Source organism: Chondrinema litorale, assembly GCF_026250525.1.
GTDB lineage: Bacteria > Bacteroidota > Bacteroidia > Cytophagales > Flammeovirgaceae > Chondrinema > Chondrinema litorale.
Genome location: NZ_CP111048.1, coordinates 62,490 through 78,383 on the forward strand (window position 1 = coordinate 62,490; position 15,894 = coordinate 78,383).

Genomic DNA, 15,894 nt, shown 5'->3' on the forward strand with positions numbered 1-15,894 from the left:
ATAGGTTAATGATTTACTTGCAATTTCTGCACAGTGCTATACTTTTCAGTATTTATTCTGAGTACATACAAACCATTCGCAAGTTTAGATACATCGAAGGTTACCTGTTCTAACTCGTTAGAAACATCTCGCTGTTCTATTACTATTCCTCTGATATCTATCAAAGACATATTAATTACTCCATCTAACTTCGGAATATTTACATACACCTCTTGGTTTACCGGATTAGGATAAATTTCAAAATCAGAGGGTCTTTGCTTGCCATCTAAATCATCACCTGCAAAACGCTCATTGGAAACTGTGATTATTATCGCTAATTGATCGGTTAAGCCTCCAACCTCTGTGGTAACTTTAATAGTTGCCATACCAGAACCGTTGGCTGTAATCTCTCCATAACTATCAATCGCAACTACAGAAGTATCACTAGAAGACCATGTTACATTTTGGTCAGGGAAATCATACGGTTTGATGACAGCATCAAGTTGCAATGTTTCTCCAATATCCATATTTAAAGCTATAGTAACACTAGAAATCGCATCTGTATCAAAGAAGCTAGAAAGCACACTACTCGGAACAATTTCTGATGGAGCAGTACCCGTCTCTCCTGGTTTTAACCAACCTACTCTTAAGTGATCGTTACCACTCGCTTCTTTGTGCAATATTTCCACATAATACTTGTGATCTTTTTCTAATGTGATGGCTGCAGACTTCTGAGAAGCAAGTTTATCCCATTGGTTAAAAGTAGAATATGTAGAGATATTTGCTATTAAAACCTTATTCTCAGGATCGTCATCAGTACTCAAATACAATTCTGATTGATCGTCTGATGAAAGGAAGAAGTAATAAGTACCTGTTGTATCAGGATGAATATAACCTCTTATTCTCTGGCCATAGAAGTTGTACCAAGTCTGGTTATCTGTTGGGTTATCCCAATCGACTGCTTCTAAACTTGTTAGATAATCACTACCAGTTGGGTCATTAGGGTAATCTTCTGTACTTGTTAAATAAGATACTTGATAACCTGTAATATCTGTCCAAAACTCTCTGTTTACTTTTCCATCTATCTCACCTGGATCAACTGTACCTCCTTCGCCAACAATTACAGTGAGCTGGTCTGTGTAAGCACCATCAACTGTAGTTACTGTAATTACTACTTCTCCATCTGTAATACCAGAAAGAACTCCAGCGGTATCGATAGCTGCAACAGTAGAATCCGAACTCGCCCAAGTTAAATCTTGTATGGTCGCATTCGAAGGTTGAATATTTACAAATGAAAGTAAATTAATGGTACCACTCGTCGCCATATTAAGGCTAGAAAGTTGGAAAGAAACTGAGGTTACTGGAATATTCACTAAAACATTTACAGTTTGACTAAAACCTCTATGCTCAGTAGTCGCTGTGATTTCCACTTCTCCTTCTGCCAATGCTGTTACCAAACCAGATGGGTCTACCGTAGCCACCACTTCATCTGAACTTGTCCAGATAATACCCTGCAAATAAGCATCTGCTGGAACCACTGAAGCATTTAGCTGTAAAGTTTGACCAACTGGAAGTATCGCATCTTCTGATGGTGTAAGCAAAATTCCTGTAACTGGTTTTGTTACTTCCACATAAAGTGTATCCATAAAACCACCTTCTTCCGAAGTAACTACAATCATGGCTGTACCTTCGTCAATGGCTGTTACATTTCCAGAAGTACTTACTGTTGCTACAGAAGTATCGCTAGACACCCAACTTAGATTTGTAAAGGTTGCATTTGTAGGTGTATAAGTGATATATGCGCGATATTGCTCATCTGCATTTAGAGTTACAGAATCATTATCAGTAAGAGCGATACCTTGTAATTCGCGATACTCATCCAATACCAACTCTCCGAAAGAAGATGGGTTTGTCCATGCATCGTCTACTAAAGCATTCCAAGTAATCTTATTTTCTCTTCCAGAACCGGCATCACTATCGTTTACCTGCGCGTCAAAACCCATAATATATGGCAGAGTGTCTATAGAAACATTTATGGTTGAAAGAGGAAAAGCCAAGACTTTATTATAACCTTGGGCAGTAACAGTATCATTAAGTAAGACTCCTTCTTTAGAAGATGATGAACTATTCCAAAACTGATCAAAATCGTGCTGATAGGCAGAAGCATATTGAGCATCATTGCCAGCCGTATAACTGGTGTTTTTGAGATTAAGTGCATCTACAAAAACTTCTACACCATCCCACTCCCAAGGTGCAGCAGCATTGGCATCTGTTCGAAGAAAATCATCGGTAATTTCGAAGTGGATGTAGAGGTAATTCTCATCCCAGAGCGCCCTAAAATTGGCTGATAAATTTTCTGGCGTAACCTGTCCTACTACTACATTTGTAAGCGGATTAGGTTTTGCCAAACTCCATGTAGAATCGAGTATACCAGTTAAATTCGGTTGTGTGCTCACCTTAAGTGCTTTTACCGAAACTGGTTCAAAACTAGATTTATCAATCGTAATTGTTAATGTATCACTCATTATGGTTGAATCACTTTTTGAGCGAGCAAAAATCTGAATCACACCATTTTGAGTTCCCGGATATAACAATGAACCTTTCATCTCTGCACCAGTGCTATCTGGATCAAGCACAATTACATCGGCAGTAGTAACATAAGCATCTTCTGGCTCAACACTGGTTAAAACACCCAAGTAAGCTTTTGAATCGTCGATGATGAGTGAACTATCTGAAGTTGCAATGTTTACTGAAGTAACTTGTGTGTAATCTACATTTGCCAAAGGCGCTTCTAAGTTCAAATCATCTGCATCGAAAGTGATTACCACCATACTGTATTTTGGCACTGTTACAAGCATACCATCTTCTACAGTAATATCTGTAGTTTCTGTAAATGTTACTTCTGAAGATTCGTAAGATTCACCTGAAACGACTGTCATCTTCGTATTGCTAATTGTACCTACATCTGGCAGATTTACTTTTACAACATAATCTTCTTCGTATTCTCTACTATATAATTGCAGCACATATTCTCCTCCTCTATTAAATGCATGGAAACCAACTGGCTCAAATTCAAACTCTTGCTCGTAATGGTTGGTGAGTTTCTGAGCAGATGCAGTGGTTGATTCTAGCATAATACCATCTCTGGTTGTCTCATTAGACAAAGCTGAAAGATGGAAAAGCGGACGTTTGGTATAAGTACCATTAGCTTCTTGTGTAACCATTCTCCATTGGCCGCCTTCAAAAGCAAACAAGGCTGGCAAAATGGCTCCTTTCTTTACATATTCATGCAGGTAATCTACAGTAAGCAATGCCTGCCCCAAAGTACCATGATAGTTACTTTGTGTACTGTTACTCTCGTAAGGGAAATATGGCCAAATTCTACCAGAAACCTCAATGGCTTTTCTATTGATTTTATCCATATTAGCCAGATAGTAAGCCATGCGATCGTAACTTTGTTTGTGATAAGCCAGACGACTATTAGCAACCAGATCAGAGAAATCTTCGCCTGAATCCATCAAATTACCACCCACATATCCAGAAAGAGATAAAATGTATGGAAAATCATCATCACTTAATTCTTCAAAAATCTGATCTTGAAAGTCTGGAAATTGTGGGCTTCTCGCATTTACCGAGATAATAATTTTCTCAGGATCGTAGTAAGGTGAAGCAACAATGGCATCTTTTACATCTGTTACCCACTGTAAATACACATCTCTAAAGTCTGTTCCTGCAAGGTTTGCTACTCCGTGTGCTTCGCCACCCCAAACTTCGTTACCTAATTCGATCACGATTACATCTAACTGACCAAGAAAAGGATCGGAATAACCTTCACCAGCTCTTTTGGCACCTTCTGTAGTACTAGAATTTCCTCCCAAGTACTCCATTAATTTAGTATAGGTAGAGGTTGGATTGTTAAAGTAATCAGTACTTTCACCCGGACCTGTACAAATCATGGCGTAACTGCCTCCACTGGCAATAGAATAATGTACAAAATCACCAATGGTAAAGTAACTTGAGCTTGAACCTGTAATGCTTTCGTAGCTAATACTATTTGCCGGAATTGCACCTAAACGCAAACCTCCTGGTTTAAAATCTTCCATTAAAGCCATAAACTCAGCAGTTTCAGATTTTGGCATTGCTGAAGCATCTTCACCAACATTTACTGCCATACCTGTTGCCTTCGCTACCGGATTTAAAGTAACATCCACCTCTGCTGTTAATACATCCTCATCTGGATTATTGATGTCGAATGCCAGCGTGTTTAAACTATAAGATGATGCACTGGTAGATTCGACTAAACTCACATTTACAGTTCTTAATTCAACTGTATAAGCTTGTTCAGGAGTTAATCCGCTTATATGATAAGCTGTATCGGTAATGATGTTTTCGTTTAGTTTTTCTCCATCCAAATAAATATTATATGCCAAAGCTTCTGGCGATGTACTCCAACTAAAATCTGCTTTAAATGCAGTGACTAAAGTTGGTGCAAATGTGGTTGGCAATGAGGCCTCTGTAGTTGTATTTGCAGTCGTAGTAATTCTATGAATAGCTGATGGGAATGAAACATGACCAAAATCGTCTTCTGCTACAACAACAATTTCATAATCGGTTTCACCAGTTAATCCATCGATAAATAACTCTGTATCTGCAATTGCTTCATCAGTAATTTTTTTACCATTTGAGTAAACATGGTAACCTTTTAATCCTTGATCGTCTGTAGATGCTCCCCAACGAATTAATGCTCCGGTTTCTCCAACAACAGAACTAATGCCTGTAACTACTTCTGGCAATTCGAAATCAACAAACCAAACTATGTAATTATCGCTGATATTGATAAAGTCAATATCACCCGGTCTTTTCCATCTTACATCTACTATCCAATCGTTTACAATTTGTTTGTGGTGACCTTCGAAGTAATAAGGCACGCCAGCTTCTAGCGTAATAGTCCCATTTTCGCCCAATTTTGCTAAATGATGTTGTGGATCGTTTAAGGGATCACTTTCATCTGGGAAAGTTGAATTATCGAGACCCTGAGTTAACCACAAAGCTTGTAAACCTTCACTATCACCTGTAATTGAGAATTGATAACTTCCTGAAACTGGTGGTAGCAATATACCAGACAAAATTCCTTGGAAAAAGTAATTAGCGTTAGTCTCGGCATCACCAGAACTTGAACTTATTCTCCAATCTTTATAAGACTCAGAAACAGTTACCGGATAGCCACTCATATTTGTTGCATTGGTTTTATATGGTCTTGGTTGCCAATGCCTTACATCTTTACCAGCATATCTAGCACCTTTGTTATCTGCTGTAACTGGTGACTCTACTGCCACACCTATTTTTACAGTTTTAAGTGTAGAATCGCTATTAGAAATGCTAATATCTAAAATTGCTGGCCCTACTTCTTTTGCATCAAAACCGAGTAAAAGGGTTTTTTCTCCTGACACATAGCTCTCTACAAAATTGCCGATAATAGCAGTATCATTCACTACAAAATCAAAACTTAAACTATCAGAAAATAAAGTTGAATCGCCCAATAAAACTTCTACTGGCAATACGATTTCTCTTTGGTCTATACCTTTATAAATAGGTGGAATATAAACTCCCGGTAAGAGCTCTGGTAAGATATTTAAAAATACAGTTATGTCTTCTGAATAGCCATTTTCTGTAACTGTTAAAGTAATAGAACCATTCACAGGATCTCCAGTTGGATATGTTACTGCACCCGAAGTGCTTATATTTGCATGTGCACTGGCACTAACTGTAATTGTAACTCCCTCTGCTGTAGTAATCGAACTACCAGAAAAAGTGCCTCCTACCACATTTGCCAAATAAGCTAAAATGTTATTACCTAGCGAGTCTAATTCTAGATTAGAAAGGTTGGCATTATCTAAAGAGTTTGTGACAGGGCTAATTAATGCTCGCAGATTTGCATCTATTCTAGTAGCACTAAAAGTATAAGTGTTCGTAATTGTGCCTAGCAAACTGGTAAGATCGGCAGTAAAACCTGCATCGTAATTTCTGTAACTTGTAATCGTGTTGGTAGACCAATAAGATGCACCCGAATTAGCTGTGTACAACCTTACGCTAGTTGCATCAGTTTCACCTGCATATTCTAGCTGTACTGTTCGGGCAGTATTGTCAATATCAAAAGAAGTAACATTAAAATTATCTCGCACATATAAATTGAGCAAGTCCGCAGATTCTGGCGGTAAATCGTCGTTATTTCCAATTTTAAAATAATCGAAATAGATATTGCCCTGATAGGTTGTAAACTCTGCTCCCGTGGTTGGTCGAATAATCATTCTATCTAAAGCTTCTAAATTAATAGTGGTTCCTATCTGAAAATAGAGCTCATTATAACCTTCTGAAAGCACCATGCTTGATATCACCGAAGAAGCTCCAGAAGTATCGTAGAAGCGAATTTCGAAAGAATGAACTCCCTCTGGATTACGTAATCGGATGGTTACAAATCGATTTTCGCTTATATCAATATCATTAGGAAAATATACTGTAAAACCAGAGTACTGTGAGTTTTTGTTGATTGCCATTTGCAAAGCACTTACCGTATCTGCTGTGTACGGATCAACATCTTCTACAATGCTGTGTATATAAGTGCCACTGGTAGAAACCCACTCGGTAGGCACATCTACACTGTCAAAATTCTGGATGTACTCTGTTACTTGAGCATAAGAAACTGCATTTAATTGCAGTATAAAAAGCATGGTAAGCAATGTTACCGCAGGTAGTATTTTTAGATTTTTATGGTAAATAGATTTTTTCATTTCATATTATTAAAAAATATAAATATTAGGTTTTGTCAAATGTGAAAGACATTTGCAGAAAAGCGCATAGGAGTCCTGTTTCACCTATTTTTATAAGTGAAAAGTATGATACGAGCGATTTGCTCAGCAATAAGGTATCTGGCAATGAGCTTAATGGTCTACCAAAAGCCAATTGCTAAGAATTACTTACAAATTCTAAAGGCAGTTATTACAAATTTTACGGGAAGAGCTTATGGAGAATTAAGCGCAATGTTGGTCTTTTGTGTACTTAGAAGTTTAAAAAATACTAGTTGAATTCCATTGGGCAAATAGATTGCAATAGTTGTTATTGGATTTTCCATTGTTTCATATTTACGATTCTAAAATTTATGCAAGGGGTGGTAGTCGTACTTATTACCAAAAGGGCAATAATTATTTAAAGTGATAGTATTCACTGGTTGTTATAACTAATAGCTATTATTTATCTAATGCTAATTTAATGTTATATAATTCTGAGCTGTACTGCTGTATCCGGATGACCTACCAGAAAGTGGGTGGAAAGGGGTAATAAGCCAATACATTTGGACTGCAATATAACTATATTTTCAATTTCAATTATTTAAGGTACACATTATTAAATTTACCTTAAAAAGGTTTACATTATAGTTTTAAAGATCAAAAGAGTTTTAATGAATGTAAGAAAATATTTATTATTAATAATAGGAATAATATTAGTTCTTTCTCTTATTATTTATCCATTATACTTTGGGATTTGTCAGAATTATAATCTGTCAAAAAAGCCAGATGATTGGGCAACTTTTGCAACATTTGAGAGCTTATTGATATCCATTATAAGTTTGTTAGTTACTTCATATCTCACTTATTTGATATATAAATCAAATGAGTTTAACTCTAAAAATCAGAAAGCTTTTCAGCAAGCTATAAATAAACCTATTTTATCATTACATAATAATGGAAACGGCTATAGTTTACAAAACATAGGAAATGGTGCTGCATTAAATGTAAAAGTGTTTATTAAAATGAAATATGATGATGGGTCTGAGTTTCTCAAAAAATTTAAAACTGAATTTAGCAAATATGCAAATCATCAGAATGATGGATATCTTAATAATTGGAAAAGACGGAATGATGTTCCTGAAATTAGTAATAGCCATAAAATTTTCGAAAAATTAAGTAATAAGTCTATTGAATATGCCACTGAAGAAATAATTATAAACTTAGGAATAGATCCAAAAAAGTTTGATCTAAGCATTATAGTTTATTCCATAAAGGGTAATTCAGAACCTATAAAATTACCTCATACTATTCCAGCCGTTAAAATATGTGTATACTTTGATGATATTTTTAAAAATAAGTATATCCTAAATATGGAAAATGATGAAGAACAAATTGATGATTTAAAACATGGTCAAAATAGAAAAGAAATACTAACCTTGATAAATTATAGAATTTAACATTATAATTTGATTTAATCTTTCAATTAAAAAAGGAAGCAGTTTCCTACTTCCTTTTATCTAATCTGTTGATTTCAGAACTATTCCTTTACTTCAAGATCGTCTCCAGCGATGTCTTTCCAGCTATAGTATTGAAATACTTTTCCTTCGGACATAGCTACAAACAAACCCCCTTTAAACTTGTCGTTGAGCGTAACACTGGTTACATCTGAGCCATCACTCTCGACAGTTGAAACAGGTATTACCTTTAAGAGTGGATGTTTGTTCGGGTCTTCTGCGGTTCCTTCCCTTGGGAAAATATGAAACTCGTTAGACTGCTGATCGGAAACCAAAATGTAACCTCGCTTATCGTCTAGCTCATAAATGCTAATTCCTTCGTGATCATCTTGAAAACCTTCTGTAGCAAACAGCGCCAATTCACGATTACTGCTATCTGGATGCGCAAAGTATTTTCTCACACCCAAACCTTCATCTGAGTAATATACATAACCCAGTTTATCGTCTACAGCAATGGATTCAATCTCTTTTAATCCACTGAAAGCACCAAACTTTCGTACAAGCTCACCTCTTACAGAGTCTTGCTTCACCATCAGTTTGTATTGCCACAAATAGGTGCTGTCTGTCGGGCCTACTTTTCTACCAACTATGGCATAAATATCCTTTTTAGCTGGGTCTTTATACAAACCGATACCCATTAGGTCGCGATATTCTGAATTAGTGGTATCTTTCTCACCCTCAAAAGCATTTATACTACCAATCAGAGTCATCTCCGGAACTGAATAAATCAAGAGTCTGTGAGTTAATCGCTCTGTAGTAACAGCTATATCAACCTGTTTGCCTTTGTAGTTAAATCCGTACTCCAAATCTACATTATTCGGTCGGTGCAGATTTTTAACCACTTTGTCTTGAATAATTTTACCTTCTAAATCGTACACGTACAAACCGCCATCTTCATCTTTGTCTGTACCAATAATCAAACTTTTAGAAAGATCATCTTTGTTAATCCAAATACAAGGATCGTCTGTATCGTATTTAGTTGGCTCTGTGGTTACTACTGGTTGTAAAGACATTACTGGTAACGATGCCAAAGTATCTAGCAGTTCTTCTGTATCGGTCGTTTCTCCGATTTCCTCTGCCCCTTTTTTAGACATGCAGCTTACTGCCAGTATGGTTATAAGTAGTAATAAATTAACTTTTATATTCATGTTATCTTCTTTATTGAATTGCTTGTTTTAATAGTATTATTCTGTTAGTCCATAATTATAAAATCAATTCAGGCTAAACATGTTTATACTTTTTTTACATCCTATATTTTGATATTGCTTACTTCGATAGTACTAGTGTAATTTCATCTGTACTTTCATCGTCGTACTCCCCTTCTAAAGTAATGGTTAACTGATCTCCATCGACGGTAAATTCTCCTGCATATTCGTACTCTTCAACACTCTCATCATCCATCTCAATTTCACCTACAAATACTGCTTCGCCAGTAAGTGCATCGTCTTCGAGTTCATCGTATTCCATCTCCAATTCTATCTCAATATTCTCCATTTCACTCTCATCGCATTCCTCAACCAGTTCTTCTTCTACCAAAACTACCAGTACAGAAAGTTCTTCGTACTTAAACTCAATCACGATTTCGTCTACATCGGGTGCATCTAGTTCTGCTATATCTCCATCAACCAAGCCAAAGAGATTTTTAAAATTTTCGAACTGCTCAGCATTTTCTATATCCAAAGTCCACTCTCCGTAAATGCCTTCATCATCCAATATTTCATATTCAAACTCAAGATCAGTATTTACTTTTACTGCTTCTTCGCTACTTTCTACGCCTGTAAGTTGGAATACAAAACCTCTTCCGTCTACATTAAAAACATCGTCGTCAAACAAGTCTTCGGTCAATTCAAACTCGATTTCAATCTCTTCTACATTACTTGGAAAAGTAACACTACCTTCGCCAGTATTCGGGTTAAAAGTTAGATTGAGGTCTTCGTCTAAGTCTTCTGAAGTGGTACAATCATCGATTTCGTAGAAAGCCACCCAATCGAGAAAGTAAGTAGATAGATCAGAAAAACCTGCTGGATCTTTAATAATGAAGTTAACAGTTACATCACTTTCGAGTGGAATAATTAGACCTCCTAGCTCTTCGCCAGTTGGGTCTATTCTGTCTAACAAAGTCAATTTAATACCTACTTTGTCACCATCTTCTACATCGCCATCTCCTTCATCATCTGGAAAAATCACTTGTGGATATTCATCTGTAGAAAGTGGTTCTACCAAATCTTCATCTCTTTTAGAACAGGTAGCAAGCATTGCTATGCTAAGCAATAGCAATACACTGTTTTTTAATATTTTCATCTGTTGATTATTTTAATTTGAAGTTTGATAAATCTGCCTTAATACCGAATCTAGACCAGCTCTTGTAAAATTCACGCTGAATTACTGTGTTCTCATCTCCCTGATAAGCTTCGAAAGGCTGGTTTGTGAGATTTAAAAATTCTACAAAAACAGTTAAACGGTTTGTTACAAAGTAGCTCGCACTTAAATCTACTTGCAGCCTGTCGTTGATAAAGATGTCTTCTTCTGGAATTCCGCCAACTTCGTCTAGATACTCACCATTAAAGTTTAATGAACCTCTAATGTTAAATTTGTTAGATTGGAAAGCCAATGAAACATTACCAATGTGTTTTGCTTGTCCCGGTAGCTTGATAGATTCTGTGATGTTAGTGCCTTCGTCTTCCTCATTACGGCTCTGAATTTTTGAGTCTGAATGTGTGAAGGTATAATTCAAATACAAGCTCAAATTCTTTAATACTCCCGGTAAGAAATCTAGTTTATGCTGGAAACCCGCTTCGAAACCAAGTAAGTCTGCACTTTCGCCATTTTGAGATTGTGTTACTCTTAAACCTGTGGCTATTGGTGTTCCTGTTGCCGGATATTGGCTATTAAACATCACTTGCGGATAAATAAAATCGTCTAGCTTTTTGTAGAAAACACCACCAGAAATAACACCCACATTAGAGAAGTAATGCTCTGCCAATAAGTCTAAGTTAATGGCTTTTACAGGAGCTAAATCTGGGTTACCAATGGTAACTTCTCTATCTTCGATATTAGCTTCTTGAGATGGAACAATATCGTTAAAGTTTGGTCTAGAATAAGAGTAGGTTGCTGCTGCACGGATGTTTGTATTATTATCCACCGCGTATTTAGCACTAATTTGCGGTAGAATCATTCCGTAATCAGATGTTCCTTCAATTGGGCGAATCTCATCCAAATCGCCATCAGCACCAATTACTACATCTTTAGACTGATAATCTACTTTGGTATATTCGTAACGAACACCACCAATTAACATCAATTTGCTAAACTGTTGTTTCGCCATTAAATAACCAGCATACACATTTTCAGTTGCTTCGTAAGATTCTAATGCTTCGTCTATGGCTTTATCTTCGATTTGTAATTCGAATTGCTCAGGATTTTCGTTGAAGTAAGAAATCAATTTAGTTACATCAAGTGCGGTGTTTAACTGATACTCACCATCTAAAAAGTTGTCGTCTAATAAACCACCTTCAAAAGCATCTAGGTTTGGTACGCCACCCAAGTTTTCATACTTGTTTTGCACAATGGTGTAACTCTTATCTTTCAATCTCACTTTAGAACCAAACTTCAACAAACCTTGGCTTCCATTAATCTTATAAGGTATTCCAATATTAAATTTTGCAGTAATATTTCTGTCTTCTGCCAGCGTATTTCCCATTTCCAATTCGTCGAATTCATACTCGCTGTTGTCTAGGTAATTCTCTGCGGTAAAAGTTGGATATTCTGTACTTGAAAAATTGAGCGTACTTGGAATACCTGCAATAAAAGTTGCTTCATTATCGTATGGCGTATCTTGCTCACCATAAGAATATTGAACTTCATAATCTAACTGAATTTTATCTGAGAAATGCTCTCCACCCACATTCACTGTAAAGATAGATTGCTCTTCGAAACGGTCTTTGGTTGATCTTTCAATCTCATCATCTTCTGGAACAAAAATGTATCTTCTTCTCCACTCTCTGTCAGTAAACTGGCTGTAAATTGTACGCACATAAAGCTTGCTATTTTGCCCAAGCATATAATCAATCGTGCTACTCAAGCCCGATCTAGTTCTGGTAAGTTCGTAATCTCTTAGCTCTAATTCATTATCAAATGGCTCGCGCTCCCAGTTATCACTACCCAAATTATTGTTGTAATAGTTAGCGTTGATCATCACACCTAATCGCTCCTCTTTGCCAAATCGTTGCCCGTATTGAATGGCTCCATTAGAGTTTAACTCTCCCATTAAGTTGTTGTAACCACCAGCTAACGACACATTCAATTCCGCATCAGAAGAAGTAGCTGTTTTGGTAATCAGGTTTACCGAGCCTCCAATGGCATCGCCATCCATATCTGGAGTCAATGTTTTAGAAATTTCCATTGAAGATAATTGTGATGATGACATTACATCTAATGCTACAAAGCGCACATCTGCCTCTGGCGAAGGAATTTGCTCTCCGTTAATGTTCACATTGGTAAACTGTGGTGCTAAACCTCTTACCAATACATAGCGCCCCTCACCCTGATCGCGCTGGATGTTTACACCATTTACACGCTGTAAAGCTTCGGCAGTGTTCTGGTCAGGAAAACGACCAATCTGTTCCGAAGAAACCACATTCTTTATATTGTCTGCATTTTTCTGGTTGTTTAAAGCATTGGCTTGCCCTTGTAACTGGCCTTTTACCAATACTTCTTCCAGAAAAGTACCATCGGCATTCATGTTAATGTCTTGTACTACGGTTTGGCTAGCATTTACATTAAATGTAATAGTAGTGTCTCTGTAACCAAGGTAGTGAAAGGTAATCGCCACTTCTTTTTGAGCGGGAACTCTTAAGGCATAAAGCCCTTCTAAGTTAGAAGTTCCGGCAGTTGTAGAACCATCTACCCTCATGTATACATAGGGTAAAATTTCATTAGATGTACCATCTGTAATTCTTCCCTTTACTATTCCCAACTCCTGTGCAAAGGAATAATTGGCAAGGAATATTAGGGCAATGTTTAATAGGAATCTTATCTTCATAGTCCAAGAATTTTGTTTGATGGTTCGATATTGGAAATACTTATTGAGGGGTGCAAAAAATAGCATCAACAAAAAGTAAACAGCGGAGATACATCAGTATACAAGAAAGCAACAAAGTGATTTTTTAAAGTGATATTATATTGATTTTCAGTGCTTTACAATTGTACAAAATGGCATTAAACCAGTATTAAGTTTTGATTTACTTATCGTTAAGTGTGAAAAATTGAGTCGGAATATTATTTTTTTTCATAGAATGAATAAGTGTTCTATTTTTATAATTACTAGAAATAAGGCATTATATGGAGTCATTATCTTCTTAAAATTTCTGGATAAAAGCTTCCAATTTTTCTTCTTTAGGAATCTGTAATTTTTTGCGCAATCGGTAGCGAGCAATTCTCAAACTATCAGAAGAAATTGCCATGATGGTTGCAATATCTTGGGAGTTCATATTTAGTTTGATTAAAGCTGCCAATCGTTTTTCTTTTGAGGTAAGATCAGGAAATTGGTTTAGCAGGTTATCAAAAAAAGATTCGTGTACTTTTTCGAATATCTGGCGGAAATCATCCCAATCGTTGTCTTTTTGAAAGTTGAGGTCAATCTTTTTTACCAACTTTTTCAGCTCTTTTCTATACCCGCGAGATTCATCATTTAAAATTGCCAAAATATCATCTTTCAATTCTTCAAGAATCTGGTTTTTAGTAATGATGTGTAATGTATGAGTCGTCAGTTCTTTACTCTTTCCTTTTAGCTCGTCTTGCAATCTTTCTTCAGAAAGTTTCTTATTATCGAGTTCAACTTTCATCAGGTTTTTTTCTGCTTGGTAAGACTTGTCTCTTTCATCAAGCAGTTGCTTATCATTCCTAATTTTTAACCTTTGCCTGCTAATAATGGAAATCGCCAAAACCAGTAATAGCAAACCAACCACAAATATGATTAGCCTGATTAGGTTATCGAGTTGTTTGCCTCTCTCGAGTAATTCTATCTCGTTGTTTTTCTTTTCAATCTCAAACAAGGTTTGTAAAAGGGCAATTTGCTGGGTGGCTTCTTCTGTGTAGATTTTTTCGTACAGCTCTCGACCTTTATTTAAGTAAAAATAAGCTTGAGAATCGTTGCCCATTTCGTAATAGGCTTTCCCCAAATCGCGATAAGCACTGCTTATTTGGTTTTGCTCATCCAGATCAGTCGCTAAAGCTAATGCTTGCTGAGTGAATTCCAGTGCTTCGGCATATCTACCTGTTTTGCGATAAGTATCTCCCAGATTGTTAAGATTATTCAGCAACTCATAGCGATTATTCATTTGCTTATTAAGCGAATAAGCCTGAAAAAAATAGTTGTGTGCCTCCCCAAATTTCTCTTGGTCTTCGTACACACTGCCTATGTTTTCATAAATGTGGGCAATGCCTGCACTATCTTGTAGCTGCTGATAGAGCTTTAAAGATTCATTTTGGTAGTAAAGTGCCGAATCGTATTGCTGTTTTTTCTCAAACAAATGCCCGATGCTTCCAAATACTTCTGCGATGCCTAGTGTATCGGCAATATCGCTATAAATGGCAAGTGCATATTGTTGATGTTTAAAAGCAGAATTGGATTGTTTGGAGGCATAGTAAATCTCACCCATGCGATGGTAACTCGCTGCCAACTTGCGTTGATTTTTCTTTTTCCGGAAATGCTCAGAAGCTTGAATATAATGGCTCAAAGCCTGATCGTATGCTCCTTGATGATAGAATATTTCGCCAAGCATTAGGTGCACAGCTACTTCTCCTTTATCGTAGCCACTTTCTTTGGCGAGTTTTAAAGCTTGCTTGCTATATAAAAAAGCAGAGTCTGGAGATTGATTGATGCTTTCGCTGGCTTTTTCTATTATTACATCAATCGCTAATTGTAAAGTCTCGTCTGTTTGCTGAGCCAGAGAGGTAGTAACCTGCATAAACAACAACACTACCCATGCAAGAGTTTTTCGTCCCATTTTTTTCACTTAGAAAAATAAAAGTAGTGAAAAGAATGTGTTAAAGGCCCAGAGCCTGTATGAAGAAATTATTACGATAGGATTACGAAATATCTTTTAATCTTAAAAATTGGAAGATTTTAAATTGAATAGGTATAAAAAAAAACACCCCTGCAAGTGCAAGGGCATTTTTCATTAGCTCATTTTTTTTAAAAATGTTATACTAGTTTAACGATCCTCTTCTCGATCTATATCTTTGCTTCACATCTTTTCTTACTTCTTTTTTCATTTCTTCGTAAGCAGCATATTGCTCTTCGTTAAAAATCTCTTTTATCTCTTCGTCTTTGTCTTTGTTAATCGATTTAACTTCTTGTAGTTTAGAAATTTTACTTTGATCACTTTCTAAAACTGGCTGAATTTCTTCTGCATATTTAAGGTTGATGGCATAAAGTTGTTCTTTTTGGTCATCGTCCATTGTGATCTTTTCAGCTAGTTTATCAGTTTGCATTTGAGCTCTTTCTTCTGGAGTGCTGCTAGCTAAATCTAAGTCTGCATCTTGAGCGAATACATTCGTAGCTAAAAATAGACCTATAATTCCAATTAAAATTTTGAATATTGATTTCATGACTT

The 15,894-nt window shown here is 36.4% G+C and carries 7 protein-coding genes; 1 reads left to right on the plus strand and 6 read right to left on the minus strand.

What is annotated here, in order from left to right; genetic code table 11:
* Window positions 1-5 precede the first annotated feature (5 nt).
* On the minus strand, window positions 6-6,767 hold the full coding sequence (locus OQ292_RS27585; protein WP_284687514.1) for a sugar-binding protein: 6,762 nt from the start codon (window positions 6,765-6,767) through the stop codon (window positions 6-8).
* 668 nt (window positions 6,768-7,435) lie between these two features.
* Between OQ292_RS27585 and OQ292_RS27590 the strand changes: the two genes are divergently transcribed.
* A complete protein-coding gene (locus tag OQ292_RS27590; protein ID WP_284687515.1) occupies window positions 7,436-8,221 on the plus strand; it encodes a hypothetical protein in 786 nt (261 codons plus the stop codon).
* 80 nt (window positions 8,222-8,301) lie between these two features.
* Here the strand turns inward: OQ292_RS27590 and OQ292_RS27595 are convergent, their stop codons facing one another.
* The 5 genes from OQ292_RS27595 to OQ292_RS27615 form a co-directional block, all read right to left on the minus strand.
* Entirely contained in the window at window positions 8,302-9,426 is a 1,125-nt protein-coding gene (locus tag OQ292_RS27595; RefSeq protein WP_284687516.1) for a phytase, read from the minus strand.
* 118 nt (window positions 9,427-9,544) lie between these two features.
* Window positions 9,545-10,579 carry a hypothetical protein gene (locus tag OQ292_RS27600; RefSeq protein WP_284687517.1) on the minus strand — a complete coding sequence of 345 codons (1,035 nt, stop codon included), beginning with the start codon at window positions 10,577-10,579 and terminating at the stop codon, window positions 9,545-9,547.
* A 7-nt stretch (window positions 10,580-10,586) separates the two neighbouring features.
* Window positions 10,587-13,319, minus strand: a complete 2,733-nt coding sequence (locus OQ292_RS27605) for a TonB-dependent receptor (RefSeq protein ID WP_284687518.1) — start codon at window positions 13,317-13,319, stop codon at window positions 10,587-10,589.
* Window positions 13,320-13,635: 316 nt separating this feature from the next.
* Complete coding sequence (locus OQ292_RS27610) at window positions 13,636-15,285, minus strand: tetratricopeptide repeat protein (protein ID WP_284687519.1); 1,650 nt, start codon at window positions 15,283-15,285, stop codon at window positions 13,636-13,638.
* A gap of 202 nt (window positions 15,286-15,487) precedes the next feature.
* Entirely contained in the window at window positions 15,488-15,889 is a 402-nt protein-coding gene (locus OQ292_RS27615) for a DUF4890 domain-containing protein (protein WP_284687520.1), read from the minus strand.
* Between the last annotated feature and the right edge of the window lie 5 nt (window positions 15,890-15,894).

Coding starts and splice junctions, on each gene's coding strand:
- OQ292_RS27590 (WP_284687515.1), top strand. CDS start 7,436: ATGAATGTAAGAAAATATTTATTATTAATAATAGGAATAATATTAGTT.
- OQ292_RS27605 (WP_284687518.1), bottom strand. CDS start 13,319: ATGAAGATAAGATTCCTATTAAACATTGCCCTAATATTCCTTGCCAAT.
- OQ292_RS27585 (WP_284687514.1), bottom strand. CDS start 6,767: ATGAAAAAATCTATTTACCATAAAAATCTAAAAATACTACCTGCGGTA.
- OQ292_RS27600 (WP_284687517.1), bottom strand. CDS start 10,579: ATGAAAATATTAAAAAACAGTGTATTGCTATTGCTTAGCATAGCAATG.
- OQ292_RS27610 (WP_284687519.1), bottom strand. CDS start 15,285: ATGGGACGAAAAACTCTTGCATGGGTAGTGTTGTTGTTTATGCAGGTT.
- OQ292_RS27595 (WP_284687516.1), bottom strand. CDS start 9,426: ATGAATATAAAAGTTAATTTATTACTACTTATAACCATACTGGCAGTA.
- OQ292_RS27615 (WP_284687520.1), bottom strand. CDS start 15,889: ATGAAATCAATATTCAAAATTTTAATTGGAATTATAGGTCTATTTTTA.